At 42.5% G+C, this 26,697-nt stretch carries 29 protein-coding genes and 1 riboswitch; of the genes, 21 read left to right on the top strand and 8 right to left on the bottom strand.

Annotation, left to right across the window (positions count from 1 at the left end; all coding sequences use genetic code 11):
- Positions 1–51 precede the first annotated feature (51 nt).
- The 8 genes from C6Y02_RS19425 (at position 52) to C6Y02_RS03570 (ending at position 6,820) form a co-directional block, all read left to right on the top strand.
- Entirely contained in the window at positions 52–333 is a 282-nt protein-coding gene (locus tag C6Y02_RS19425; RefSeq protein WP_223249928.1) for a hypothetical protein, read from the top strand.
- Positions 293–652 (top strand): class F sortase, encoded by a 360-nt coding sequence (locus C6Y02_RS19420; protein ID WP_223249927.1) that lies wholly within the window; start codon positions 293–295, stop codon positions 650–652. The genes C6Y02_RS19425 and C6Y02_RS19420 overlap by 41 nt, the downstream gene beginning before the upstream one ends.
- A 237-nt stretch (positions 653–889) precedes the next feature.
- Positions 890–2,833: a BglG family transcription antiterminator gene (locus C6Y02_RS03595; protein WP_095285630.1), complete on the top strand. Its 1,944-nt coding sequence runs from the start codon at positions 890–892 to the stop codon at positions 2,831–2,833.
- Positions 2,834–2,955: 122 nt separating this feature from the next.
- A complete protein-coding gene (locus C6Y02_RS03590) occupies positions 2,956–3,261 on the top strand; it encodes a PTS sugar transporter subunit IIB (protein WP_034660433.1) in 306 nt (101 codons plus the stop codon).
- A gap of 14 nt (positions 3,262–3,275) precedes the next feature.
- Entirely contained in the window at positions 3,276–4,625 is a 1,350-nt protein-coding gene (celB, locus tag C6Y02_RS03585; RefSeq protein WP_060597567.1) for a PTS cellobiose transporter subunit IIC, read from the top strand.
- A 26-nt stretch (positions 4,626–4,651) separates the two neighbouring features.
- Complete coding sequence (locus C6Y02_RS03580) at positions 4,652–4,978, top strand: PTS lactose/cellobiose transporter subunit IIA (RefSeq protein WP_034660431.1); 327 nt, start codon at positions 4,652–4,654, stop codon at positions 4,976–4,978.
- On the top strand, positions 4,975–6,303 hold the full coding sequence (locus C6Y02_RS03575) for a 6-phospho-beta-glucosidase (protein ID WP_106030661.1): 1,329 nt from the start codon (positions 4,975–4,977) through the stop codon (positions 6,301–6,303). The genes C6Y02_RS03580 and C6Y02_RS03575 overlap by 4 nt, the downstream gene beginning before the upstream one ends.
- Positions 6,304–6,421: 118 nt before the next feature.
- Positions 6,422–6,820, top strand: a complete 399-nt coding sequence (locus tag C6Y02_RS03570; protein WP_034660737.1) for a hypothetical protein — start codon at positions 6,422–6,424, stop codon at positions 6,818–6,820.
- A gap of 314 nt (positions 6,821–7,134) precedes the next feature.
- Here C6Y02_RS03570 and C6Y02_RS03560 read toward each other — a convergent pair whose 3' ends face one another.
- Positions 7,135–8,226 carry a branched-chain amino acid aminotransferase gene (locus tag C6Y02_RS03560; protein WP_003215056.1) on the bottom strand — a complete coding sequence of 364 codons (1,092 nt, stop codon included), beginning with the start codon at positions 8,224–8,226 and terminating at the stop codon, positions 7,135–7,137.
- 368 nt (positions 8,227–8,594) lie between these two features.
- Between C6Y02_RS03560 and C6Y02_RS03555 the strand changes: the two genes are divergently transcribed.
- From C6Y02_RS03555 to ywaC, 5 genes are all read left to right on the top strand, one after another.
- A complete protein-coding gene (locus C6Y02_RS03555; protein ID WP_106030736.1) occupies positions 8,595–10,022 on the top strand; it encodes a right-handed parallel beta-helix repeat-containing protein in 1,428 nt (475 codons plus the stop codon).
- A gap of 116 nt (positions 10,023–10,138) precedes the next feature.
- A riboswitch (SAM riboswitch) is annotated at positions 10,139–10,248 on the top strand.
- Positions 10,249–10,416: 168 nt separating this feature from the next.
- Positions 10,417–11,535, top strand: a complete 1,119-nt coding sequence (locus C6Y02_RS03550) for a sugar ABC transporter substrate-binding protein (protein ID WP_106030659.1) — start codon at positions 10,417–10,419, stop codon at positions 11,533–11,535.
- Positions 11,536–11,604: 69 nt separating this feature from the next.
- Positions 11,605–13,101, top strand: a complete 1,497-nt coding sequence (locus C6Y02_RS03545; RefSeq protein ID WP_106030658.1) for a sugar ABC transporter ATP-binding protein — start codon at positions 11,605–11,607, stop codon at positions 13,099–13,101.
- Positions 13,098–14,111: an ABC transporter permease gene (locus C6Y02_RS03540; RefSeq protein WP_106030657.1), complete on the top strand. Its 1,014-nt coding sequence runs from the start codon at positions 13,098–13,100 to the stop codon at positions 14,109–14,111. Before C6Y02_RS03545 ends, C6Y02_RS03540 begins: the two co-directional genes overlap by 4 nt.
- A 94-nt stretch (positions 14,112–14,205) precedes the next feature.
- A complete protein-coding gene (gene ywaC, locus C6Y02_RS03535; protein ID WP_003215004.1) occupies positions 14,206–14,838 on the top strand; it encodes a GTP pyrophosphokinase YwaC in 633 nt (210 codons plus the stop codon).
- A gap of 48 nt (positions 14,839–14,886) precedes the next feature.
- Here the strand turns inward: ywaC and C6Y02_RS19265 are convergent, their stop codons facing one another.
- Both C6Y02_RS19265 and C6Y02_RS03530 read right to left on the bottom strand, forming a co-directional pair.
- Positions 14,887–15,027, bottom strand: a complete 141-nt coding sequence (locus C6Y02_RS19265; RefSeq protein ID WP_162839379.1) for a hypothetical protein — start codon at positions 15,025–15,027, stop codon at positions 14,887–14,889.
- A 19-nt stretch (positions 15,028–15,046) separates the two neighbouring features.
- Positions 15,047–16,132 (bottom strand): Rap family tetratricopeptide repeat protein, encoded by a 1,086-nt coding sequence (locus tag C6Y02_RS03530; protein ID WP_060597562.1) that lies wholly within the window; start codon positions 16,130–16,132, stop codon positions 15,047–15,049.
- A gap of 528 nt (positions 16,133–16,660) precedes the next feature.
- Here C6Y02_RS03530 and C6Y02_RS03520 point away from each other — a divergent pair.
- The 3 genes from C6Y02_RS03520 to C6Y02_RS03510 all read left to right on the top strand — a co-directional run bounded on the left by C6Y02_RS03520 (position 16,661) and on the right by C6Y02_RS03510 (position 18,864).
- Positions 16,661–17,425 (top strand): transporter substrate-binding domain-containing protein, encoded by a 765-nt coding sequence (locus tag C6Y02_RS03520; RefSeq protein WP_034660424.1) that lies wholly within the window; start codon positions 16,661–16,663, stop codon positions 17,423–17,425.
- Positions 17,426–17,494: 69 nt separating this feature from the next.
- Positions 17,495–18,139: an amino acid ABC transporter permease gene (locus C6Y02_RS03515; protein WP_003215015.1), complete on the top strand. Its 645-nt coding sequence runs from the start codon at positions 17,495–17,497 to the stop codon at positions 18,137–18,139.
- Positions 18,136–18,864 (top strand): amino acid ABC transporter ATP-binding protein, encoded by a 729-nt coding sequence (locus C6Y02_RS03510; protein WP_060597561.1) that lies wholly within the window; start codon positions 18,136–18,138, stop codon positions 18,862–18,864. The genes C6Y02_RS03515 and C6Y02_RS03510 overlap by 4 nt, the downstream gene beginning before the upstream one ends.
- A 110-nt stretch (positions 18,865–18,974) precedes the next feature.
- On the opposite strand, the gene glxA is transcribed toward C6Y02_RS03510, so the two are convergent.
- Positions 18,975–19,358 (bottom strand): glyoxalase GlxA, encoded by a 384-nt coding sequence (gene glxA / locus C6Y02_RS03505; protein WP_034660421.1) that lies wholly within the window; start codon positions 19,356–19,358, stop codon positions 18,975–18,977.
- A gap of 118 nt (positions 19,359–19,476) precedes the next feature.
- On the opposite strand from glxA, the gene C6Y02_RS03500 reads away from it, so the two are divergent.
- Complete coding sequence (locus C6Y02_RS03500) at positions 19,477–20,658, top strand: class I SAM-dependent rRNA methyltransferase (RefSeq protein WP_106030656.1); 1,182 nt, start codon at positions 19,477–19,479, stop codon at positions 20,656–20,658.
- A gap of 35 nt (positions 20,659–20,693) precedes the next feature.
- Here C6Y02_RS03500 and C6Y02_RS03495 read toward each other — a convergent pair whose 3' ends face one another.
- Positions 20,694–21,374, bottom strand: coding sequence for a CidB/LrgB family autolysis modulator (locus C6Y02_RS03495; protein ID WP_034660418.1), 681 nt, complete (start codon positions 21,372–21,374; stop codon positions 20,694–20,696).
- The gene (locus tag C6Y02_RS03490; protein ID WP_012011691.1) at positions 21,368–21,751 is read right to left on the bottom strand and encodes a CidA/LrgA family holin-like protein; all 384 of its coding nucleotides are present in this window, start codon (positions 21,749–21,751) and stop codon (positions 21,368–21,370) included. Before C6Y02_RS03490 ends, C6Y02_RS03495 begins: the two co-directional genes overlap by 7 nt.
- Positions 21,752–21,916: 165 nt before the next feature.
- Here C6Y02_RS03490 and cidR point away from each other — a divergent pair, with 165 nt between their 5' ends.
- The 4 genes from cidR to C6Y02_RS03470 all read left to right on the top strand — a co-directional run bounded on the left by cidR (position 21,917) and on the right by C6Y02_RS03470 (position 24,810).
- Positions 21,917–22,804, top strand: a complete 888-nt coding sequence (cidR, locus tag C6Y02_RS03485) for a cidABC operon transcriptional activator CidR (RefSeq protein ID WP_003214744.1) — start codon at positions 21,917–21,919, stop codon at positions 22,802–22,804.
- Positions 22,805–22,821: 17 nt separating this feature from the next.
- The gene (thiM, locus tag C6Y02_RS03480; RefSeq protein WP_106030655.1) at positions 22,822–23,646 is read left to right on the top strand and encodes a hydroxyethylthiazole kinase; all 825 of its coding nucleotides are present in this window, start codon (positions 22,822–22,824) and stop codon (positions 23,644–23,646) included.
- Positions 23,633–24,301 carry a thiamine phosphate synthase gene (gene thiE / locus C6Y02_RS03475; protein ID WP_066031558.1) on the top strand — a complete coding sequence of 223 codons (669 nt, stop codon included), beginning with the start codon at positions 23,633–23,635 and terminating at the stop codon, positions 24,299–24,301. The genes thiM and thiE overlap by 14 nt, the downstream gene beginning before the upstream one ends.
- 134 nt (positions 24,302–24,435) lie before the next feature.
- On the top strand, positions 24,436–24,810 hold the full coding sequence (locus tag C6Y02_RS03470) for a nuclear transport factor 2 family protein (protein WP_066031559.1): 375 nt from the start codon (positions 24,436–24,438) through the stop codon (positions 24,808–24,810).
- 26 nt (positions 24,811–24,836) lie between these two features.
- Here C6Y02_RS03470 and C6Y02_RS03465 read toward each other — a convergent pair whose 3' ends face one another.
- Both C6Y02_RS03465 and C6Y02_RS03460 read right to left on the bottom strand, forming a co-directional pair.
- Positions 24,837–26,378: a solute symporter family protein gene (locus C6Y02_RS03465; protein ID WP_106030654.1), complete on the bottom strand. Its 1,542-nt coding sequence runs from the start codon at positions 26,376–26,378 to the stop codon at positions 24,837–24,839.
- A complete protein-coding gene (locus C6Y02_RS03460) occupies positions 26,375–26,689 on the bottom strand; it encodes a DUF485 domain-containing protein (RefSeq protein ID WP_034660734.1) in 315 nt (104 codons plus the stop codon). Before C6Y02_RS03460 ends, C6Y02_RS03465 begins: the two co-directional genes overlap by 4 nt.
- Positions 26,690–26,697 lie beyond the last annotated feature (8 nt).

The raw sequence follows: 26,697 nt of genomic DNA, 5'->3' as shown, positions 1-26,697 counted from the left end.
GGGAACGTGCACAATCGTGCCGTTCCTTTCTTTAAAAGGAGGCAGACTGACTTGATAAGGTGGTTGTTTGGTCTTCTGATGCTTCTCATCATCACGGGCTGCGCATCACAATCTATGGATGATTCGTCATCCTCTAAAACAACCTCATCTCCTGAAAAAATGACAACAAACCAAGCCGCAAAACAGTCTCATTCACAAGACATGTTAAAAGACGAACCGTCTGGTATTGTCCCGGCTGAAATTGCGATTCCGGCGATTAGTGGAGAAAACAACTTTATCAAAGGATGGCAGTATGGGCGTCCCAAAAAATACGGACAACACAGCTTGGTTTAAAGATGGTCCAAAGCCAGTAGATAAAGGAAATGCCGTCATGAATGGCCATGTTGATAATAAATGGGGACCTTCTGTTTTTTATCGATTAAAGGAGCTAAAAAAGGGAAACAAGGTAATCGTGACGTCCTCGTCAGGAAAAAAGCGAACTTTTGAAGTGATCAAAGTGCAAAGCTATCCGCGTGAAGAAAAGCCGAATGCGTTTTTCGGGTACGCTTTTACACGGAATCTCAATTTCATTACGTGTACAGGGACATTTGATCATGCAGCAGGGACTCATGAAAAGAGACTGGTTGTCTTTACCCAGCTGATCCCTTCATAAAAAAGGCGATGACACGGAGGTGTAGCGCCTTTTTTGATGGTTTCTGCCAGAGTCCTACAAAAAGATTCATAGGTCATTAGATATGGTTTGTTGTATAAATAGGGGCGTTTGTCATATAAATGAGTTGGCAATTTTTATTTCTTTTCAGTAGAATATGAGTAATGAAGAGAACTGCAAGCGTATACACCCTGTCCAGACAAGGCAGATTCTCCACCCTTACATAAGGAGGCCGATCTGATGCTGAGTAAAAGACTGGCGCACATCTTAAGTCAGCTCATGGCAGCGGAGACCCCGCTCACAAGCGCTGCGCTTTCTGTCAGCTTACAAGTGACAAGCCGCACCATTCGTACAGACATCAAGGAACTGAACGACCGTCTCGCTCCTTATCAAGCGGCTGTATCAGCTGTTCGAGGAGCTGGCTATGAGCTGTTGATCAACGATGAGAATGCCTTTCGCCGTTTTATGAAAGAGGAGGTCGAACAGGAAGAGCCACTGGCTGTTCTGCCGGAGGAGCGCGTTCGGTTTATTTTAAAGAAGCTGCTTCTCGCAGAGTCTTATGTGAAACTGGAAGACTTACAGGGCCAGCTGTTTATTAGTAAATCGACGATGAGTAACGATATGAAATGGGTCAAACGCAAGCTTGAGCCCTTTGATCTGAAGCTGGATGCGAAGCCGAATAAAGGCTGCCGAATCAAAGGATCGGAGATGAAAATTCGTTATTGTATGTCAGAATATTTATTCAATGAACGCCGTTCCTGCCAAACGATGCTGAACACAGCAGTCACCATTTTGCCAAAACATGAATTGGAATTGATTCAGAAAACAATGATTGATTATATCAATGAAGAAAGAATGAATCTATCAGACATTTGCATGAATAATTTAATCGTTCATGTTGCGATTGCCTGCAAACGGATTAGACACGGAAACTATGTATCTGTTTTGCCAGAGGAAATCAATGAGATACCACAGGCAAAGGAATATAAGGTCGCTAAAAAAATGGTGGAATGCCTTGAAGGACTGCTGGACGTCTCTTTTCCACAAGAGGAGATCGTCTATATCGCCATTCATTTATTAGGAACAGCCAAAATGGTACAGTCCTTTTCATCGAGTGGTCAAAAACAAATTGTGGATGATGACACGAGCCGTCTTGTTCAGCTTATGCTCCAAGCCATTGATCAAAAACTGCAGCTTGATTTAGCCGGCGATGCGGAATTAATGATTGGACTGAGTCTGCACTTAAAGCCAGCCATGACCCGGTGTAAATATGGAATGAACTTAAGAAATCCGATGCTTGATGAAATAAAGGCGGGGTATCCACTTGCTTTTGAAGCAGGTATTATCGCCAGCAGGGTCCTAGAAGAAGAGGAGGGGCTGAGTATTCATGAGAATGAAATCGGATATATGGCGCTTCATTTTGGTGCGGCTTTAGAGCGGAGGAAAATGGAGATTCCGCCGAAGCGATGTCTCATTGTCTGTGCATCTGGTGCAGGGAGTGCAAGGCTGCTTCAGGATCGTTTGCGGTCACAATTTGGGTCAAAACTGACCATTTTAGGAACAGCAGAGCTTTATTCGTTTCCGCATGTGTCTTTACATGCCCTGGATTTGATTATTACAACGGTCCCGATTCAGATGGATTTACCGATTCCAGTCATACAAGTAAACACCATTTTAGGAGGCGGCGACTTTTTAAAAATTGAAGAAGCCCTGACGAGTGAAACAAGGGTGACATTGGCCTCTCAATATATGAAAAAGGAATTGGTCTTTACAAAATGCGCCTTTCAAACAAAGGAAGAGGTCATCACCTTTCTCACGGAAAAAATCATCGATATGGGTTTAGCACCAGCAGAGCTTACACCTTCTGTGATGGAAAGAGAAGAGGCTGCTCCTACATCCTTCGGGCATTATACAGCCATTCCGCACCCTATGACGCCGCTGACAGAAGAGACGTTTTGGGCGATATGTACATTAGAAAAACCGATCATATGGGGAGAGAAAAAAGTTCAATTTGTCTGCTTGCTTTGTGTCGAAAAAGAGAATGCCAAAGATTTAAAAGGGATGTACCGTCTGCTGGGCGAGCTTGTGCATAATGTGAAATTCATTCAGCATCTCATCGCCTGTGATACATTTGAAGACATGCTGGATACCATGTATAAAAAGGTCCCTTCGTACAAGAACTAACAGTGTGATCTTAACTTTTTCCGCTTCCTAAAGGAAAAAGTATAGGTGTTTATGAAAGCGGTTTCATAATATGATGAATGTGTAAAGAAAAGCTTCACACTTTCAAAAGGGGGCGTTTACACATGAACATCTTATTGGTTTGTGCAGCAGGTATGTCAACAAGCTTACTAGTAACAAAAATGGAGAAAAGCGCACAAGAACAAGGAAAAGACTATCGTATTTGGGCAGTATCTGGAGATTCAGCAAAAAGTCATATTGATCAAGCCGATGTGCTTTTATTAGGACCACAGGTTCGATATTTATTACCACAAATGAAAAAGCTCGGAGAAGAAAAAGGAATTCCAGTCGACGTCATTAATACCGTGCATTATGGCGTATGTAATGGGGCTGAGGTTTTAAAATCTGCTGAACAGTTAGTGAACGGATAAAGGAGGCGGAAGGGATGAATGGATTCAACCGATTTCTAGAAGAGAAGGTCATGCCGTTTGCAGGGAAGATTGCCGCTCAAAGACATTTACAAGCATTGCGTGACGGAATTGTTTTAACCATGCCTCTCATTATTGTCGGTTCACTGTTTCTCATTTTAGCCAACCTTCCGATCCCAGGATACAGCGATTTTATGGCAAGTATCTTCGGAGCTGAATGGGCCACGAAACTATCCTATCCTGTTAATGCAACCTTTGACATTATGGCACTTGTTGCCACCTTCGGGATTGCCTACAGGCTTGCTGAAAAGTATGCAGTGGATGCCCTATCATCTGGTGCGATCGCTGTTGCAGCTTTCCTTTTGGCGACACCATATCAAGTTCCTTTCACACCTGAAGGCTCAACAGAAGCCATCCTAGTAGGTGGGGGAATTCCAGTCACATTGATGGGCAGTAAAGGGTTATTCGTTGCCATGATTATTGCCATGCTTTCAACTGAAATTTACCGATTCATTGTCCAGCGGAATATCGTCATTAGGATGCCTGATGGTGTACCGCCAGCAGTGAGTAAATCGTTTATCGCACTTATTCCAGGTTTTGTGGTCATCACGCTGATCTGGGTCGTTAGACTTGTGATTGAGATGACACCATTTGAGAGTATTCATAATATCATCACGGTCTTAATTGGCACACCGCTTTCCATTCTTGGTGGAAGCTTAGGCGGAAGTATTGTCGCCATTGGTGTGCAAATGCTCCTCTGGGCATGTGGTATTCACGGAGCAACCATTGTCGGCGGCGTCATGGGCCCAATTTGGCTCGGTGCGATGGATGAGAACCGTCTCGCATTCCAAGCAGGAGAAGTGCTGCCAAATATCTTCACAGCGCAGTTCTTTGAAATCTTCATCAATGTCGGTGGAAGCGGTGCAACGCTTGCTTTAGTGCTGACGATGATCTTACGTGCCAGAAGTAAACAAATGAAACAGCTTGGCCGACTTGCCATTGGGCCAGCCATCTTTAACATCAACGAACCTATCATTTTTGGAATGCCGATTGTCATGAACCCAATGCTTCTCATTCCGTTTATCCTTACGCCAATCATGATGATCATCACCACGTATATCGGAATGAGCACAGGACTTGTAGCAAAACCGGCGGGGATTGCTGTCCCATGGACGATGCCGCCCATCATTTCAGGCTATCTCGCCACAGGAGGCAAAATCTCTGGTGCTGTCATGCAGCTGATTAACCTGGCGTTGTCATTCGCTTTATACTACCCATTCTTTAGAATGTGGGATAAGCAGAAATTAAAAGAAGAAAGTGAGCTAGAAACAAAAGCATCAACTGATGAAAATGTCGTCAGCATGTAATAGAGGAAATAAGGGGGATGCGGCCGATGGAAATGGAACAAATTGTGTTTCAACTCATCTTACATGGCGGGAATGGCAGAAGCTCTGCGATGGAGGCCATTACAAGTGCAAAGCAAGGAAACTTTGATGAGGCGAAGCAAAAATTGCAGGAAGCACAAGACGCGTTAAATGAGGCGCATCACGCACAGACAGAGCTGATCCAAGGAGAAATTAGAGGAGAAAAGACCGACATCAGTCTCTTAATGATCCATGCGCAGGATCATCTCATGAACGCAATGACCGTCAAGGAGCTCGCAGCGGAAATCATCGAGCTCCATGAAAAAATGAAGCAACTCGGAGGTGTCAATTCATGAAAGATGGAATCAAAATTGTCACAATAGGCGGAGGATCGAGCTATACGCCTGAGCTTGTCGAAGGGTTTATCAAACGATATCATGAATTGCCTGTAAAGGAATTATGGCTAGTGGATATTGAAGCGGGTCATGAAAAGTTAAACATCGTGGGCGCTCTTGCGAAACGCATGGTTGAAAAAGCCGGTCTGCCGATTGAGGTACACCTGACGCTTGACCGCCGGGAAGCCTTGAAGGACGCAGATTTCGTGACGACACAATTTCGTGTAGGACTGCTGGAAGCACGGGCAAAAGATGAGAGAATCCCGCTTAAATACGGCGTCATCGGTCAGGAAACGAACGGACCAGGCGGTTTATTTAAAGGTCTTCGGACCATCCCGGTCATTCTAGACATCGTGAAGGATATGGAAGAACTTTGTCCAGATGCATGGCTTGTGAACTTTACAAATCCGGCAGGCATGGTCACAGAAGCTGTGCTGCGCTACACAAATCTAAAAAAAGTAGTCGGTCTATGCAATGTACCAATTGGGATCAAAATGGGGATTGCCAAGGCGCTTGATGTGGATGTTGAACGGATCGAGGTACAGTTTGCGGGCCTCAATCACATGGTCTATGGATTAAACGTGTATTTAGACGGGGTCAGCATTATGGATCAAGTGCTCGATGAATTGGGAAATCCGAATAGTCAGTGGTCTATGAAGAACATTGAAGCGAAAAACTGGGAACCTTCTTTTGTAAAAGGCTTAGGGGTGATCCCATGTCCGTATCATCGCTATTACTATAAAACAAAAGATATGCTGGAAGAAGAGCAAAAAGCAGCCCAAGAAAAAGGAACAAGAGCAGAGGTTGTACAGCAAGTCGAGCAAGAATTATTTGAGCTTTATAAAGATCCTGATTTATCGATTAAGCCACCGCAGCTCGAAAAAAGAGGCGGGGCGTATTACAGTGATGCGGCATGTAACTTAATCAGCTCCATCTATAATGATAAGCATGACATCCAACCTGTCAATACAGTGAACAGAGGGGCGATTGCCAGCATTCCGGCTGAATCAGCGGTTGAAGTGAACTGTATCATTACGAAGGACGGACCAAAACCAATTGCGACGGGCGATCTGCCTGTAGCTGTGAGAGGGCTCGTTCAACAAATCAAATCATTCGAGCGTGTGGCAGCAGAAGCGGCTGTAACAGGAGATTACGAGACGGCTCTTGTGGCGATGACGATTAATCCGCTTGTCCCATCTGATGAAATTGCAAAGCAAATTTTAGATGAAATGCTCGAAGCGCATCGTGAATATTTACCGCAATTCTTCAAATCAGTCAAAGCGTAAAACAAAATGGCCCCTTTATGGGGTCGTTTTTTATCATTGCCCCATATGGAAATTCGAGAAAGAAGTGTATGATAGAAAAAAACAGCATGTATGGCTTCAAAGAAAGGACTGTTTGAATATGGTTGCAATTGGTTTAATGCTTTACGGCTTTATCGTTCAACCACTGATGAGTTACGGCACAGTGGTCTTGTTTTTGTATGGCATCATTGCTTCATTTATTGGTCTTATTCGTCATAGACAGTATGTGTGGATTTATGTTCTCCGCCTGCTCGTTTGTTTTACCATTCCAGTGACCAACCTGTTGATGTATTTCGCAACGATTGGTGGAGATGAAAGAGACTTTGATTTCCAGCCCATGCCGCTTGTTTATTATCTTGTCTTTATCCTAGAAATCATCATCGTCTTTTTACCAGAGATCTTTTTACTGATCGAAAGAAAGCGGAGCATAAAAAGGAAACAGTGGATATATGCAGGGGCGATTGTGGGGGTATCGGTCTTGTTTTGGTGCACGATTTGATGGGCGGCTGACTGGACATCTGAGTCTATTTCGCCTTTTTTTTGTGTAGCCTCTTTCGTCTAACCTTTACAAAAGTAATGGAAAGAACAAGGATAAAAATCCCGAGAACCTTAAATAGAAACCGGGTGAGGAACGGTGAATCGTCGAAACCTGTAGCTATGATCATCGATCCGATGCAAATACCTAAGAACGCTAGTAGATAAGTAAAAAACATACCATCACTCCTTATACGTATGATTACCATTATAAGGTATATTGGAGGGGTAAATAAACAAAAAAAGAACCCTTCATGACTGAAAGGTTCTTTTACATGCTTATGCCTGCTTGACGACCGAGTCGACTTCTACTGTCCAGCCGAAGATATCTGGCTGTGTTCCTTTTTGAATACCGGTAATGGCCTCATACAATTTCTTCGATACTTCACCTGTTTGACCATCTTGAATCACATATGGCTGATCGTGATAAATTAATTCCCCGACAGGAGAGATGACGGCCGCCGTTCCAGTTCCAAAGATTTCTTCAAGCTCACCTGATTGATGTGCTTCAATTAACTCATCAATCGAAATTTTACGCTCTGTCACTGGAATACCCCAATGTTTTAACAGCTCAAGTACAGAGTTACGGGTGATGCCTTCTAAAATGCTGCCGTTCAATTCAGGCGTCACGATTTCTCCATTGATTTTAAAGAAGATATTCATACTCCCGACTTCTTCAATGTACTTTTTCTCGACTCCATCAAGCCAAAGAACCTGTGAAAAGCCTTTGGTTTCAGCGACTTGCTGTGCCTTGAGGCTTGAGGCGTAGTTTCCAGCTGTTTTGGCATTTCCTGTCCCGCCCTTAACGGCACGGACAAATTCGTTTTCAACTGCAATTTTGACCGGGTGGATGCCTTCTTTATAGTAAGATCCCACTGGAGATAAGATAATCAGCAGCTTATACGTGCTTGACGGCGCAACGCCTAAATACGGCTCAGTGGAAATAATGAATGGACGGATATACAAGGAAGTGCCCTCTGCATCAGGTACCCAATCCTTATCAATGCGAATGAGTTCATTTAAGCCCTCTAAAACCGTTTCTGTATCAATTTGCGGGATACACAGGCGGTCATTGGATCTGTTTAAGCGTTCCATGTTCTTTTCCGGACGGAATAAGAGAATTTTCTGATCCTCAGAAACATAAGCTTTTAAGCCTTCAAAAACAGATTGCCCATAATGGTAGACCATCGAAGCTGGGTCCATTGGAATGGCCTGATAAGGTATAATTCTGGGATCGTACCAGCCTTGATCAATGGAATAATCCATCACAAACATGTGATCTGTGAAGATTTTTCCGAATTCAAGTTGATCAGATTGAGGTTTTGGTTTTTTTGTTGAACTAAGTTCAACACGGATGGGTTGTTTTGGCATCGTAAATCTCCTTGCTGTTTGATTATTTGAAAATTCTAATAATATGAAATAATTATGATTCTATTCTATACCTTCACAAAATATTAGCAATAGGTTTTCTGGAATTCAGATAAGAAAAATCTGTTAAAGCGCTTTCCTTCTCTCTGCCGTCAGTCTGCCTCATGTCACCCCTTTTTAATAAAGAAATAAAATCCAAATGCATTATTAACTGATTAATCTGACAATTTAAAAGCGGATGATTTTCCTGTAAGATATTCTTTCAACCATACACCTTTTGACTAGTACATTGCAAGGGGCATTCTCATATTTTAATCCTCTTTTTTTTAACCGATAAAGGAAGAAGAGAAGTGAAAGGAGCAAACAAGAAGATGAAACGAGCGATACTAGGCATTTTACTTATTTTATTCATGACCGTGATCAGCTTCGGCTGTCAAGCGATGACAGAGGAGGCTGGCGCTAAGCAAAGCACAGCCTATTACGTAGCGACAAACGGAAACGACAAAAACCCAGGAACGAAGCAAAAACCTTTTCGCACGCTGAAAAAAGCGGCAAGTATGGCGAAAGCCGGGGCAGCCATTTACATGAGAGGCGGCACATACAAAGAGAAATTGATTGTCCGCCATTCAGGTACAAAGAAAGCACCCGTTATCTTTCAAGCTTACGGAAAAGAAAAACCTGTCATTAGCGGGGCTTCTCTTAAGGGAAATCAAGCAGATGGCGGTCTTGTCACGATCGATCAAAAAAGCTACATCACCCTCAAAGGTCTGACGGTGGGACATCTCAAGACGAATAAGGAAGATGTGACACCAGTCGGTATTTTCATCAAAGGAAGCGGCAAAGGCGTCAAACTGCTCAACAACCGAGTGTATGACATTCAGACGACACACAAAAATGGGAATGCGCACGGTATTGCGGTCTATGGAACAAAAGCTCCTGCGGCCATTGAAGACATTGAAATCAAAGGAAACACTGTTGAAAAATTAAAGCTTGGCTTCAGTGAAGCGCTTGTGCTAAATGGGAACGTCAAAAAATTCCGTGTGACACATAACACGGTTCGCCACACAGATAATATAGGCATTGATTTAATTGGTTTTGAGAACGTAGCACCTTCTAAAAAGTACGATCAAGTCAGAAATGGTGTCGTATCTAAAAACAAAGTATATGAGATTACGAGTGCAGGGAATCCAGCCTATGGCAAAGACATCTCCGCTGGCGGAATTTATGTTGATGGCGGAAAGGACATTGTGATTGATCATAACATCACACATCACAATGACCTGGGGATTGAAGTCACAAGTGAACATAAAGGAAAAATGGCAGATCGCATTCGCATCGAACACAATCAAGTGTATTTGAACCGTTATACAGGTATTTCAATTGGCGGCTATGATAAAAAGCGAGGCGGAACAACAAATACGACGATCTCACATAATATTTTGTACAAAAATGACACAGCCGGCTTAGAAGGCGGTCAATTGTTGATGCAATATCAAGCGGTGAACAATCGAATCACGAATAATATTATGACAGCGAGTGCGTCGCATTACTTAGTCGTGAATCTTTATGGAGTGAATCAAAAGAATACCTTCCAGAAGAACGTGTATGACGACCGAAAAGGTGCAAAGGCATCACAGTGGGTATGGCGCGGGAAATGGATGGAAGGCTACAAAACGTATCTCTTGAAAAGCGGCCAAGATAAAGGATCAGCACACCTCAATCCACAATTTGTGAATGAGAAAAAATATGACTTTCGCCTGAAGAAATCATCACCTGCTAAGAAAATCATCGGAAGTTAAGCATGTATGAACCACAAATGTATTGTTTTAAATTTTCAAAAAAATCATTGACATTGTTGTCACATCACATTAAGGTAAAGAAGACATTTTAACTAAAACAAAATTTCATAACGGATCTCTTATCAAGAGAGGCAGAGGGACTGGCCCTATGACGCCCGGCAACCGTTTCTACTATAGAAATTGGTGCTAATTCCTGCAAAGCTGTTACAGCTTTGACAGATAAGAGAGGAAGATTTCCCGATACATGTTTCATGCAACGGTGATCAAGCCTCTCTTTCCAGGAGAGGCTTTTTTCGTCTCTTTTTCAAATGAAAGAACAGTTTACTGGCGTTTTCCCACTGTTTTACCTAGTTTTCCGATGTGAAAAATAAAAACAACTTGAGGAGGAACAGCAATGAAGCGTAAGCATTTTACATCATGTCTTATATTATTAATGGTATTGACAATCCTATTAACGGGCTGCGGCACTGGATCAAGTGCAGGCTCAAAGGCAAATGCGAACGAAAAGGTCTCCTTTGACAATGTACCGAAGCGATTTGCAAAGGGACAGGGAGCAAAAATTAAAGTCATCCGTAAAATCGGAGGAGATGATCATACAGCGCAGTTTTTAGCTGGGACGAAGGCAGAAGGTGAAGCGCTTGGCTTTACGGTAGATGTCTACACCGCAAACGGGGATACAGCGAAATTCCATGATGCGATCTCTCAGGCGCTGGAAGAAAATTATGATGGCTTTATCATCTCTCATGGGGACGACGAGGCGACCGTCGCTGACGTGAAAAAGATCACAGCGAAGGGCATTCCAGTCGTAGCGTTTGATTCGAATCCTAAGCTGAAGGACATCAAAGGGGTCACAGTGACGTCTCAAGATGACGAACAATTAGCGAAAAAATCACTAGACGCACTCGTGTCTGATTTTAAAGGAAAAGCAAATATTGCATACCTCTGGGTAGATGGGTTCCCGCCAATGGTGAGACGAAACAAGGTCTATCAAGAAACGCTCAACCAACACAAAGGGATCAAGGAACTTGACCGCTTTGGCATTGCTTCCTCTGATACGTCTGTTCAAACGCAAAATGCAGTAGCAGCCATGCTGAATAAATATCCAAAGGGTAAACTTGACGCTATTTTTGCCACGTGGGATGCCTTTGCCATTGGCGCAGCAAGAGCGCTAAAGGAAGCAGGAAGAACAGAGGTGAAGATTTACGGGATTGATGTGTCAAATGCTGATCTTCAAGAAATGACAGCGAAAGAAAGTCCATGGAAGTACACAGCAGCGGTTGATCCGAAGCTCATCGGCGCTGTTGACGTGAGAATTCTTGCGAAGAAAATAGCGGGCGAGAAAACACCATCTTCCTATGACCTTGAGGCCTCTCTCATCTCGCAAAATCAGCTTCAACAAGCAGGAAAAGCCATCAATATGGTCAATCTTGCAGACGAAGTGAAGGGGTTCGGCTCATCGACTGCTTTTGAAGAAGATTGGATGAAGACCTTGAAGAAGCATTATACAAAATAAACGACGTGCACTCTCTTCCATAGAGGGTGTTTCGTTTTTCAGATGATGATCATGAGAAGGAGGACACCTATGACTTCGCCGCTTGTTTGTATGAAACATATTTCGATTGAATTCCCAGGAGTAAAAGCGTTAGATCAAGTGAATTTTACATTAAAAAAAGGGACGGTTCATGCGCTGATTGGAGCGAATGGTGCTGGGAAGTCCACGTTAATGAAAGTTCTTTCTGGCGCTCATTCGCACTATGAAGGAAGCATCCATATCAATGGTCAGGCGGCATCCATTCAAACCCCAAAGAATGCGGCCTCATATGGTGTGCAGACGGTCCATCAAGAAGTGGATACGGCGCTAGTTCCCTACTTAAGTGTTGGTGAGAATATGATGATGCATCAGATTGAGAAAAAAACATTTGTCGGCTGGAAAGAGCTGCACCGTAAGGCAGCTCAACTATTAAAAGAAATGGACATCGACATCTCCACAAAACGCCTTGTGAGTGATCTGACCCTTGCAGAAAAACAGATGGTGCTCATTGCCAAGGCCGTTTCGATTAAATGCAGCATTTTAATCTTAGATGAACCAACGGCCCCTCTTAGTCATACAGAAACAAGCAAGTTATTCTCAATGATTGATCGGCTGAAACAGAATGGAACGGGCATTGTGTTTATCTCCCATCGCATGCCTGAAATTTTCACCATCTGTGATGAACTGACAGTGATGCGAAATGGAACCGATGTCGCAAAACACCTCGTTCAAGATACAAATCCGCAGCAGATTATTGAAGAAATGCTAGGTGCGCCATTAGAGGAGCAATTCCCGCTCCGTACACCTTTGAAGGATGCACCTATTGTGCTTGAAGTGAAGCAGCTAAACGACCAGCATAAATTACGCAACATTCATCTTCACGTGAAAAAGGGAGAAATTCTCGGAATTGCAGGCCTTGTCGGTGCTGGAAAAACGGAATTGTGTAAAGCCCTTTTCGGCGCCTCAGAAAAAAAGACGGGAACTGTGCAGCTTCATGGTCAAACCGTTCGCATCACATCGCCTCATCAAGCCGTGAGAGCTGGAATGGCCCTTGTGCCGGAAGAACGTAGAAAGGAAGGGGTTCTAACAGAAGAGAGCGTGGGATGGAACTTAACGGCTGCAAGTCTTCGTTCATTCTCAAGAGTGTTCAGCTTCTTACATCGTTCGAAGGAAAAGCGGGAAGCAGACGTAATCGTCAAACGGCTTGGTGTCAAAACCCCATCTCTTGAAGCAAAGGTGAAGCATCTATCCGGTGGAAATCAACAGAAGATTTCCATAGGAAAATGGCTGCTGGCTGAAGCGGATATCTATCTCTTTGATGAACCAACAAAAGGCGTTGACGTTGGAGCGAAAAAAGATATTTTCACCCTGATTGCAGAGCTTGCCGCCCGCGGGAAATCTGTGATTTATGCGTCAAGTGAGCTGTCGGAGATTGCAGGTATCGCAGACCGAGTCTACGTGCTGTATGATGGCAGCATTGCCCGGGAAATGACTGCGCCAACGACTGAGGAAGAGCTTTTATATCATTCAACAGGAGGACAATTATGAGTGAACGACAAATTCCAGTCCCTGTGCAGCAAATGAAAAAACAGCGGCCATCCTTTCATCTATTTGATTTCTTTTATCGATATGGCACGATCTTAACCATTGTCGTATTGATTGTGGTATTTGCGGCAGCGAATCCAGCGTTTTTGCAATCAGGGAATATCATCAATATATTACGGTCTATCTCCATTGTGACCATTATTGCGGTGGGCCTTACCATCTCATTGGCAGTAAACGGCTTTGATTTATCAGTCGGATCAGTCGCAACGTTATCGAATGCAATTGTGATTTCTATGTTCGTGTGGTTTTCGCAAAACCCGCTGATTGCGATCCTCTCTGCGCTAGCGGCTGCCCTTATTGTTGGTTTACTCAATGCCTTGATGATTGTCAAAATGAAAATTCCAGATATGCTCATGACATTAGCTATGATGTTTATCATTCAAGGACTGGCTCAAACGTATACGAAAGGGGCGACCATTTCTGAAAACATGGTGCTGTCTGACGGTACATTCTCAACGGGCACAATCCCCGCCTTTTTCAGCAAAATCGGCCAGGTGCCATATATCATTCTCTTAATGGCAGCCATTGTGCTATTTGCACATGTTTTCATGACCTACACAAAGCACGGCCGATTTATGTACATTATTGGAGGGAATAAGGAAGCGGCTCGATTGTCCGGTATTCATGTAAACAAATATAAAATCGCAGCATATCTGCTCTCGGCTTTATTTGCAGCAATCGGTGGTATTGTGCTGGCATCAAGGGTGATGACAGCGGAAATAAATGCTGGCGCACCTTATTTAATGGATGGCGTAGCGGCAGCTTTTATCGGTTTTTCCGTCATGGGAGCAGGAAAGCCAAATGCATTTGGTACGTTTATTGGGGCTGTGCTCATCGGTATTTTGCAAAATGGACTTGTGATGATGTCTGTCCCTTATTACGCGATGGATATTGTGAAAGGCTCTGTACTCGCGCTTGCGCTGGCGTTAACGTATTACAAACAGCGAGGCTGACGACGTATTTTTTAAAACCTTTTGAGTCTTTTCTCCGTCTAGTAAACGGAAAGCGGTGCAGCCGCCGTTTCCCAAAAGGAGATGACAAAAAGAAATGAATATGTCAGCAACTCATGTAGAAGATTTGAAAAACGTCATGGAAGACTGGAAAAATGAATTATTAGTATATAAATTTGCATTAGATGAAATGGATACAAAGTTTTCAATTATCAGCCAGGAATATAATTTAATCCATGGACACAATCCAATAGAGCATACAAAATCACGAATCAAATCCTTTGAAAGCATTGTAAATAAATTAGCAAGAAAAGGATGCGACATCACAACACAATGTGCCAAGGAGTATATCCATGATATCGCAGGTGTCCGTATCATCTGCTCTTTTATTCAAGATATCTATAATATTATGGATGTATTGAGGCAAAGAGAGGATCTAAAAATCCTTGAAGTGAAGGATTACATTCAACATCCAAAACCAAATGGCTACAGAAGTCTTCATTTAATTGTGGAAATCCCTGTGTACTTAACGAATCGTGTGGAGCATGTGAAGGTTGAGATTCAGGTGCGGACCATAGCGATGGATTTTTGGGCGAGCCTTGAACATAAAATCTATTATAAACTGCAAAACGATGTTCCTCATCAGCTGACCGATGAATTGAAGGAAGCGGCAGATATCGCCCATTACTTAGATGAAAAAATGCAAAATATTAAACGAGAAATTGATTAGCGCATAGAAAAGAGCAGCTGTTATATTCACAGCTGCTCTTTTTCATTTTTAAGGATTGGTGCCGCGGTCTCTCTTTTGAATGATATCTTGAGATTGTGCAGATTGGCTGTCTTTTTGGATAGAAGCGCCAATGGAAACACCTGTTATCAAGAGTGTCAAAATCGCAGTTGTGATAAACCATTTTTTCATCATACATCACTCCATATTTTTAACAAGTTTTTAAGGACAACGCCTTGTTCCAGAAATAAGTGGATTCTTCATGAAGTCCAAGATCCGTTAAGTAAGCAGCTGCATCCTGACAGATGGCTTCAAGATCGACAAGGAAATTCATAGATTCTAATTGATCACAATAAGATTTGATTTGCTCCATCATGTTGTCTGGCTGAAGCATAAGTGTTTCTAAAATGGATAATTTAAGTGAAATGTTTCGTTGTTTTAAATTTTCTGCTTTTTGTAGTGAAAGCTGTACATAATAGTGGAACAAACCAGGCTTTTTCAGCTTGAACAGTGCTTTTGTATAGGCATACATGGCAAGTAAGTAGCCGCCTGGAGAAGACGTTTCAAATGTCTCGATCAATAAAGCTTTTTCTAGGAGCGGCACAGCTTCACTGTATTCATTTCTAAGACTTTTAATAAAAGCTGCATTGCAATACGCGTGACCAAGTAAATCTGGGTCTTCCATTTGTTCTAGTGAATGAATCACTTCTTCAAATAATGACTCTGCCTCATCATATTTCGATTGATCAGCATAATTCAAAGCGAGCATCATTTGACAGCTGATTGATTTTTTCACATAACATGGATCTGCGTCATAAATAGATGAAGCCATCTTTAAGTGGTGTATGGAGAGAAGCGTGGACCTTATATTATAGTAAAGACACCCTGTTTTATAATGAAATTCTGCTTTTTCAATGTCATCGTGCACGAGATCTAATTTATCCTCGGCCAATTTTAAAAGGTGAAATGCCGTATCCTGATTGCCTCTGCGCATTTCATACATCCCTTTAAAGAAATAGAAATAGTAACTGAGCATGTCATCTGTACGGATCGCATTTTCATCAACAAAAAGACTATGATCCAACGAAGCTGTATCTTCGATGAGATCCTTAAAACGGTACTCTAGCAATTGATAGTAAAGTAAGACGTCTTGATTCTCTTCCATTCGATCAAACGCTTGAAGAATCTCTTCTTTTAGCTGGATCGCACCTTGTATTTCTCTTTTTTTCATCATGACATACCAGTCATTTAACATATTCGCTACATCAACGGACGACAAAACACCTGTTTCGGCCAATTTATATCCTCCTTTCTTCATCTATCCATCTAGTTCGATGTCCATTCATCTGAATTCACTTTCCATATTCAGTATCTTCTTATATTTTAAGCGCTCTCTTGCAATTTGTAAAACATGTTTTTTGATGTAAATTCAACCAGTTGTGAAAGAAATAGGGATCATCCATCTTTTTGTATGCGTTTACATATTTTTAGGTAAAAAGAGGGTTTTGGAAAAAATATATTACGATATCAATAGAGAGAAGAAGGTAATTCAAGAGTCTGTTTTCGTATGTTAGAAAAAACGGAGATTTTCAAGGTGATGTCTCGTTTTTTCGTAAGATTATCTCACATCATGATTGTGAATCACTCTTCTTTTAGAATAAAATGAGTTATTCGCAAAAAAGTAAAATTTAAAGAGACTATTGATCTAGTATTGTATGGATCTTTGGTATTGATAAAAAATATCACACGCTATAGATTTAGCGTGGTATAGTATTATTGGTATTGCGAATATTTAGACAAAACTGATAATAGGGGGTCGTGTTTTATGAAAAAATCGATGTTACTGATCATGGGACTCATTGTTGTGCTCGTCATGGCAGCCTGTGGATCAAAATCTGACAGCGGTTCGGGAGAAGGCAAAGGCACATATAAAATAGGGATAGATACAACATATCCGCCGTTTGAATTTGAAAAGGGCGGTAAATATGAAGGAATAGACGTTGATCTGATTAACGCAATCGCGAAAGACCAAGACTTCAAAGTGAAACTTGAAGCTATGGACTTCTCAGGCATTATTCCAGCAATGCAGGCAGGCCAGCTTGATGTAGGAATGGGCGGGATGAGTATTACAGATGAGCGTAAGAAGAAGGTAGATTTCTCAGATCCATACTTCGACGCTGGACTGACAGTTGTTGTGAAAAAGGACAGCAGCATCAAATCAATTGATGATTTAAAGGGGAAAAAGCTAGCTGTTAAAAATGGGACGACAGGTGCAAAATTTGCATCAGATAACGCAGATAAATATGGGTATGAAGTGGTTCAATTTAATGACAGCCCATCGATGTTCCAAGAAGTTTCAAACGGAAATGCAGATGCCTTAATAGAGGATTATCCTGTCATTACGTATGCAATCGCACAACAAGATTTAAAATTGAAAACAGTTGGAGACCGATTGAATGGAGACCAGTATGGTATTTCTGTGATGAAGGGGAAAAACCAAGACCTATTGAAAAAGATCAATAAAGGTCTAGAGAACCTAAAGAAAAACGGTGAATATGACAAAATTATTGATAAATATTTGAAGTCATAACACAAGCGAGGCGCGCTCCGAGCGCGCTTTCTTTATGTGGCACCGTATGTGAATTAGGGAGGGAGAAACATGGACACGATTATTAATGCATTTCCATATTTAATGGATGGTTTGCAAACCACTTTATATATCTTTGTTGTTGCCATCATTTTAGGATTTATCATCGGTTTGATTGTGGCATTATTCCGTCTGTCACCTTTTAAAATCTTAAACTTCATCGCACTTGTCTTTGTCAATGCCATTCGAGGCACACCATTTATCGTACAGCTATTCTTCATTTACTTTGGTTTGAATACACTTGAATTCATATCGCTTGATCGAGTGCCGGCAGGGATTATTACAGTAGCGATTAATGCAGGGGCTTATTTCTCAGAAATTATTCGTGCAGGAATTCAGTCCATTGATAAAGGACAAACAGAAGCTGCACGTTCCTTAGGTTTTACAGGGGGACAAAACATGCGCTTTATCGTCCTTCCGCAGGCATTCCGCCGCATGCTTCCAGCGATTACAAACCAAGCCATCATCAGCTTGAAGGACACGTCTCTCTTATCGATTATTGGAATCGCCGATATTATGCAGCGGGGACAAGTACAAGCATCGGCAACATTTGATCCTTTGAATGTCTGGCTCATTGTCGGTATCATTTATTTCGTGATCATTTATTTACTTTCTCTACTGGCTAGCTACGCAGAAAGGAGATTTGATATCAAATGAGTATGATTACGGTGAAAAATTTAAAGAAATCCTTTGGCGATCACGAAGTGTTAAAGGACATTAATGCAGTCATCGAGGAAAAGGAAGTAGTGTGTGTGATTGGTCCTTCTGGATCAGGCAAAAGCACGTTTCTAAGATGTCTCAATAAATTAGAAGATATTACGGCTGGCGAAGTCGTTGTCCACGGACATACGATTACAGATCCAAAGGTGAATATCAATAAAGTACGACAAGAAGTGGGGATGGTGTTTCAGCACTTTAATTTATTTCCTCATAAAACCGTTTTAGAAAACATCACGATCGCACCGATGAAGGTAAAAGGCGCCGACAAGAAGGCGGCAGTCGATAAAGCAATAGACCTGCTTGAAAAGGTCGGCTTAAAAGACAAAGCCAAAAGCTACCCTAACCAATTATCTGGTGGACAAAAACAGCGTGTCGCCATTGCAAGAGCCTTGGCAATGGACCCGAAAGTGTTATTATTCGATGAACCGACATCTGCTCTTGACCCTGAAGTCGTCGGGGATGTATTAGCAGTTATGAAACAATTAGCCGTCGAAGGCATGACAATGATTGTGGTCACACATGAAATGGGCTTTGCGAGAGAGGTAGGAGACCGCGTGCTCTTTATGGATGGCGGATATATTGTCGAAGAAGACAAACCGGAGGCTCTCTTTGGAAACCCGCAGCATGAGCGGACAAAATCATTTCTTAGTAAGGTGTTATAAAAAAAGAGTAAGGGCATATGGATGCTCTTACTCTTTTTCTTTTATGGAGCCTAAGAAATATCGCAGTTTATATGATGATAAAGGTAACTGGCCCCATTTCCTAGGAAATATTAGCGCTGGAAGAATTCGATCCATTCTTGGTCTGGGCCTCTGAAAAAGAAGTAGCAGTATCCATTTGGTAACGTCGTAATTTCTTCATCAATTAATTCGATTTGCAGCTTTTGAATACGATTGAATTCAGCATGAATATTGTCTGTTGTAAAGGCAAGGTGATGGACCTTTCCTTCAGATGGCAGGTCGCTGCTGTACCCTTGGATGAGCTCAATTTCCGTTTCTGTTTCATCTTTAAAACCGAGAAATGCAAGCTCAATGACTCCGTTTGTATGAGTGATGCGATCCTTTAATTTCATGCCCACGACCTTTTCATAAAAATCAATGGACTGATCAATATTTGTGACCATAATACCTGTATGATCTAATCGTAATGTCGTCAAAAAAAGAGCCTCCTCTATGGTGTGTTGATATTTTTCTCCTCATCTTATCATAATAGGAGTAACGTATACATTCATATGATAGGATAGAGAGAGTCAATTTAGGATAAGGATGACACAAATGAAAAAAATCTCATTAAAACAAACATTTGCAGAACAAGTGAAAAAGGGATATCCGCTCATTTCCAAAGATGCTGTATCTCATGTAAGCGGTGTGAAAGAAGGCGAGCTGATTGAATGGGTGGATGAGCGAGGCGCCTTTTTAGGAAAAGGATATTATGGTGTACAAAATAAAGGAATCGGCTGGGTACTCACATTTGATGCCAACGAAAAAATAGACCAAGCCTTTTTTGTCTCCAAGCTTGAGCAGGCAGCGAAAAGCAGAACGCATTTATTTCGTGATGCGCAGACGACTGCTTTCCGTGTGTTCAACGGAGAGGGTGATGGAATTGGCGGCTTCAAGATTGATCATTATGACGGTTTCTATCTCATCCAATGGTATAGCGAAGGAGTCTATACATTAAAGGCGGAAGTATTGGCTGCACTTGAGCAAGTATATCCAGACTATAAAGGCATTTATGAAAAGAAACGATTTGATACGTCTGGACAGTATATAGAAGATGATGATTTTGTGAAGGGAGAGAAAGGTGAATTTCCTCTCATCGTGAAAGAAAATGGCATGAACGTAGCGGTTTACTTAAATGATGGTGCGATGACAGGCATTTTTCTTGATCAACGTCATGTGAGAAAAGCGATTCGAGATCGTTATGCAAAAGGAAAGAGCGTGCTTAATACATTTTCTTACACAGGCGCTTTCTCCGTGGCAGCAGCGCTTGGCGGAGCGAGCCGGACGACAAGTGTAGATGTCGCAAACCGCAGTTTGAAAAAAACAGCTGAACAGTTTGAAGTCAACGATATAGATGTGGACGGGCAGGATATGAAAGTCATGGACGTCTTTAAATATTTTCCGTTTGCTGCGAAAAAAGGATGGACTTATGATCTTGTCATCTTAGACCCGCCATCCTTTGCACGCACGAAAAAGCACACATTCAGTGCGGCGAAGGATTATAAGAAGCTATTAAAAGAAGCCATCCAAATCACAGCTGAGAACGGCGTCATTGTGGCATCAACGAATAGCAGTGCATTTGGTATGAAGAAATTCAAAGGATTTATTGCGCAGGCCTTTAAAGAATCAGGGCAAACCTATCGTATCCTTGAAGAATATACACTTCCTGAGGATTTCCGTACAACGAAGAATTATCCTGAAGGAAATTATTTAAAGGTTGTCTTTATCCAAGCATAAGAAAAAGCCATTTTCCGATAAAGGAAATGGCTTTTTTATAAGGCAAACGACATGAGGAGAGGCGCTGCACATAATGTAATAATAGCTGAAAGAATCATCGACACACTTGAGATCGTCCCTGAGACGGAGCTCATTTCAAATGCCTTCGATGTTCCTGCCCCGTGTGCACCTGTTCCAAGCAGGACGCCCATGGCAATGTCATTATCAATACGGAAATAACGAATGACCATTGGACCGATGATTGACCCAAACAGTGCGGTTAAAATGACGAATACAGCCGTAACGGACGGCATGCCGCCAATCATTTCTGACACACTCATCGCCACCGGTGTTGTGACCGACCTTGGGACAAGACTTTCAATAAGGCCTGTATCCAAATGAAACAACTTGGCGATAAATGCTGTTGATAGGATCGCAATGACAGAACCACAAGCCACATTCAAAATAATTTCCACTGCATGCTTCTTCAGAATGTGAAAATACTTATATAAAGGAATGGCAAAAGCAACAGTCGCAGGCTGAAGCATATTCGTGAGCCATTTACCGCCTTGATTGTATGCATCGTAAGGAATGTTGACGATTAATAGCAAGACGACAAGGACAAGCGGCGTCACAAGTAATGGGGAGACATAGACCTTCGGATGCCGTTTATACACCGCTTTTGATCCGAGATATAAAAGAACCGTTAAGATCAGAAATAGTGCGCCAACTAACATAGCTTTTTTCGCTCCTTTCTTTTCGCAATCATTTGCGTCATGATACCAGTCGAGAGCATGACGACAAAGGTACTAAGTAAGACGACAAGGACAATACTTGTGCCAGATTGAGAAAGCAATGTTCCATAATCAATGACACCAACTGCTGACGGGATAAAGAATAGCAGCAGTTCTCCAAGCAGCCATACGGCGCCAAGTTCAATCCATTTTAATTGAATAATTTTAAAATGAAGTAATAAGAAAATGACCAGAATGCCTAAAATCGTGCCCGGAATTCTTAAATGCAAAAAGGCCGCGAGCACATTCATCAATTTCGCAAAAACAAACAAAGCCATAATCTGAAGGACAGCAATCAGCGGCGTTTTGAGCAATTTCACTTTCTGTTCACTCCTTTTTTTATATAAATTGTTCACTGTTTCACAAAAACATGACAACGTTCCAATTGATTAGCTTACTTTAAAGTGTACAGCACGTTCAGTTATAGGTAAAATACATATATCGAATAGTTAGTATTCCTTTTGTCTATAGGAAGGGTGAGTCATGTGGACATTAGACATTTAACATATTTCTTAGAAGTGGCGAGGTTAAAAAGCTTCACAAAAGCATCACAATCTCTTTATGTGTCGCAGCCTACCATTTCCAAGATGGTCAAAAATCTCGAGGATGAGCTGGGGGTGCAGTTGTTTTATCGAAATGGCCGGCAGGTTGAAATGACAGATGCTGGACAAACGATGTATACACAGGCGAGTGAAATCACACAATCATTTCAGAATTTAACGAGCGAGCTAAATGATTTAATGAATGTCAAAAAAGGACATATTCGCATCGGGCTGCCGCCGATGATTGGATCGAGTTTTTTCCCGAATGTCATGGGAGAATTCCGCCAGCAGTATCCAGATGTCACATTTCAATTGGTGGAGCACGGCTCTATTAAAGTAGAGGAAGGGGTCGAAGATGGTTCGTTAGATATTGGTGTCATTGTTCTGCCTGCAAATGATAAAATTTTTCATACGTACACCATTATTAAAGAAGACATGAAGCTCGTGACGCATCCATCACATCCGATGGCAGGTCGTGATAAGGTTGATTTAGCTGATTTAAAGGAAGAGTCTTTTATTTTCTTTCGAGAAGATTTTGTTCTGCATAGCCGGATATTGAATGAATGTATGAATGCGGGATTCCGGCCCAATGTCATTTATGAAACGTCTCAATGGGATTTCATTAGTGAGATGGTAGCCGAGAACTTGGGAATTGGTCTTCTGCCTGAGCGGATCTGCCGTGATCTTGATCCTGAAAAGGTGAAAGTCATTTCCTTAAACACGTCGATCCCGTGGCATTTAGGAGTCATTTGGCGAAAGGATCGCTATTTGTCGTTTGCGGCAAGAGAATGGTTAAAGCATACTAAATCCTATGTGTGGGGAGCAGAGTAAAAGGGAGGACGATACGGATGAAAACAAGCTGCGTGTCTCATTTATTGGAGAGGGTTCGAGCGGAAAATCCACTCGTTCATAATATCACCAATCAAGTCGTGACGAATTTTACAGCGAATGGTCTGCTTGCTTTAGGCGCTTCGCCAGTCATGGCAAATGCCAAAGAAGAAGTGGCTGAAATGGCGCAGTTGGCGGATGCACTTGTGCTCAATATCGGCACATTGACAAAGGACACGGTGGAGGCCATGGTTCTGGCTGGACAAGCTGCCAATGAAAATGGTGTACCTGTTCTATTAGATCCTGTCGGCGTCGGTGCGACAACGTTTCGAACGAAAGCGGCAAAACAGCTGTTAGAGCAAGTGAACATGACCGTTGTCAGAGGAAATGCTGCAGAAATGGCTCATTTACTTGGAGTGGATGGCTGGGAGTCAAAAGGCGTTGATGCGAAAGCAGCGAACGGAGATGTATCGGCACTAGCCAAACAAGCGGCAAGGACACTTCAGACCGTTGTGGTGATCACAGGAAAAGTCGATGTGGTGTCAGATGGAGAGGACGTGTTGCCTATTCATAATGGACATGAATGGCTCACCAAGGTGACGGGAACCGGCTGTTTACTGACGTCTGTCATCGGGGCATTTTGTGCAGTGGGTGAACGGCCTATTCATGCGTCAGCAGCTGCATTACTGTTTTATGGTGTCGCAGCTGAAAGGGCAGCTCAGTACACAAAGGATAAAGGACCAGGAACTTTTCAAATGGAATTTTTAAATGCACTCTCACAAACAAATGGCGATGATGTGTTGACATTGGGGAGAATAGGGGGAATTTCACATGACAAAGGCTGATCAACAGCAAATCAAACAGCAATTATCGGTTTATTTTATTATGGGAACATCGAATACAAGCAGACCGCCGCTTGATGTCGTAAAAGAAGCCATTCAAGGCGGAATCACCATGTTTCAATTTCGAGAAAAGGGCGAGGGAGCCTTGCAAGGAGGAGAGAAGAAACAATTGGCTCGTCAACTTCAAGTGCTTTGCCAAGAAGCAAATGTTCCTTTTATTGTGAATGATGATGTACAGCTAGCGATAGACCTTAATGCAGATGGCGTTCATGTTGGACAGGAAGACACAAATGCAGAAGACGTCAGACAACGGATCGGGAATAAAATATTAGGTGTGTCTACGCATAACCTAGATGAAGTGAAACAAGCCATGAAGGACGGCGCAGATTATGTCGGCATGGGCCCAGTTTATCCAACAGAAACGAAAAAGGATACACGCAGTGTCCAAGGAGTATCTTTGATCACTGAAGTACGTCGTCATGGTCTTCATATTCCAATTGTTGGCATCGGGGGTATCACATACGACAATGCTGCACCAGTCATCCAAGCAGGGGCAGATGGTATTAGCATCATTAGCGCCATTAGCCAGAGCGCTGATCCAAAAAAAGCAGCAGAAAAATTGAAAGCACTTGTTGCATCAGAAAAAGCATCTCTTTAACCTGTAGGAGACATGGATTGACTCAATTCATGTCTTTTCTGATTTCTGGGAAAATAGACAGGTGAGAAACAATTGTGTACAATTAAATTGTTCGATTATTTTCGAAATGACAGGTAAATAAAGGAGAATGAACAATGGAAGTGCTCGATACGTATTTTCGCCGCTACGATGAAGCAGGAAAAGGACAGGAGCAATTGAATGAATTGCTAGCATTGTTTTCTGACGATGTCATGATTGTCTTAAATGGTGCCGAGAAGCCTGGCATCCAAGCGTTTACACAGTTTTTAAACACGTTTTTCCACGTGCATGAAGACATCAAGCATATGTGGGATGGATGGAAAAAAAGAGAAGACGGAAAGTATGAAACGAACTGGGCTGTTTGCGGGAAACTTTCGGATGGCCGTGTCTATACAGCAGAAGGAATTGACATTGCAGAACTGGACGACAAAGGAAAGATCGTTTATTTAGAAAACGTTCCGAAAAATCCAGAGTTATTTCAGCGCTATTAAAAAGCCGGCTCGCTGCCGGCTTTTCCTTATGAATCAGTATCCATATGCATGCCTGTATGTGCCTTTACTTGAATTTCCGTAAAGGTGTCATCATCTGCTTTTTCAGAGGAGAATATCGTGCCTAAGTAAGCGGCAAGGAATCCGAGTGGGATCGAGATAATTCCAGGGTTCGACAGCGGGATGAGCGGATCTCCTGTAAAGATGGCTGTTCCCGATGGGTCCCAGACGCTTGGACTGAGCGAGACGATGATCAGTGCGCTCAACAGTCCTACTAAGCTCCCTGCAATGGCACCCGTAGAATTAAATCGTTTCCAAAAGACAGTGAAGATAATCAATGGTAAATTTGCACTTGCTGCCACGGCGAAGGCAAGTGACACAAGAAAAGCGACGTTTAAGGATTGGGCAAATAATGCAAGAATGATGGAAAGAATGGCCACGCCTATGGAAGCAAAGCGTGCCGCCTTCACCTGTTCCCGTTCACTCGCTTTCCCTTTGCGGATGATCTGACTATAAAAGTCATGGGCAAAGGCAGACGCTGCGGATAAGACGAGACCAGTTACCACTGCCAAAATGGTCGCAAAGGCAATAGCGGAAACAAAGGCAAATAATAAATCACCTCCAAGGGCTTGGGCGAGCAGAGGAGCGGCCATATTTCCTGCTGCATCTGCTGCTGTGATCGCTTCTGTTCCAACAAAGGCAGCAGCACCGAAGCCAAGGAAAACCGTCATTAAATAAAAAATGCCGATGATCCACGTAGCGGATAAAACAGATTTACGCGCAGAAATGGCATCCTTTACCGTATAAAACCGGATCAAAATGTGCGGCAAACCTGCTGTCCCAAGCACTAAAGCAAGGTTCAAAGACAGTGTCTCTAAAGGCACATCATATTTATTTCCCGGGTGAAGAAATGCCCCACCGAGCGGGGTCGCTGTTTTCATCTCCTCAAACATCTTCAGCAGACTAAAATCAAACTTTGCAAATACAAGCAGTGAAATAATCAGGGTCCCAAGCATGAGAAGCACAGCCTTTGTGATCTGTACCCAGCTGGTAGCGATCATGCCGCCAAACACGACATAAATGGTCATCAAGACACCTACGACCAGCACAGCAATCCAGTAATCAATGCCAAGAAGCAGTTTGATTAATGCACCTGCCCCAACAAGCTGTGCAATCATATAAAAAGTAGAGACTGTGATTGTGTTAAACGCGGCAACCCCTCGAATGGCAGGACGCTTAAATCGTGCAGCAATCATATCGGCCATCGTATATTTCCCTAGATTTCGAAGCGGTTCGGCCACAACGTAAAGAACGACAAGATACGCCACTAGAAAGCCAATGCTATAGAAAAAGCCGTCAAATCCATTTAACGCGATCATTCCAGCGATCCCTAAAAATGATGCGGCAGACATATAGTCCCCGGCGATGGCAAGGCCGTTCTGAAACCCAGTCAAACCTCCGCCTGCTGTGTAAAAATCGCTCGCATTGCTCGTTTTTTTCGCAGCAAAATATGTGATGACCAATGTGAGCCCTACGATCGCTATGAATAAAATAAAAGCGGTCATGCTCATTCGTCATCACCTCTTGATTCAGTTTTTAAAGCGCTTACATATTTGTCAAACTGAGCTGCTTTTCTCGCATAAAGTCCACATAATACCCAGGTCATCACAAATTGTGTGAGGGCGAATAACCAAGCCCATGAGATCGCGCCAATTGCCGGCGTGTTCAAAAAGGTGAAGTAGGATGTAGCAACCGGAAGTGAAAAGTAAAAGAGAAAAAAGAAAATCGTCATCGGTACGATAAATCTGCGTTTTTCCTCGAGAAGTTTTCGAAAATCCTCTGAAGCGGCAACCTTCTTATAATGAACTTTTTTGTCTGCCATTGTTTCCT

This window comes from Bacillus sp. NMCC4 (assembly GCF_002998555.1).
Lineage (GTDB): Bacteria > Bacillota > Bacilli > Bacillales > Bacillaceae > Bacillus.
Note: the sequence above shows the minus strand (reverse complement) of the source record. Positions and strands in the feature narration are given on the sequence as shown.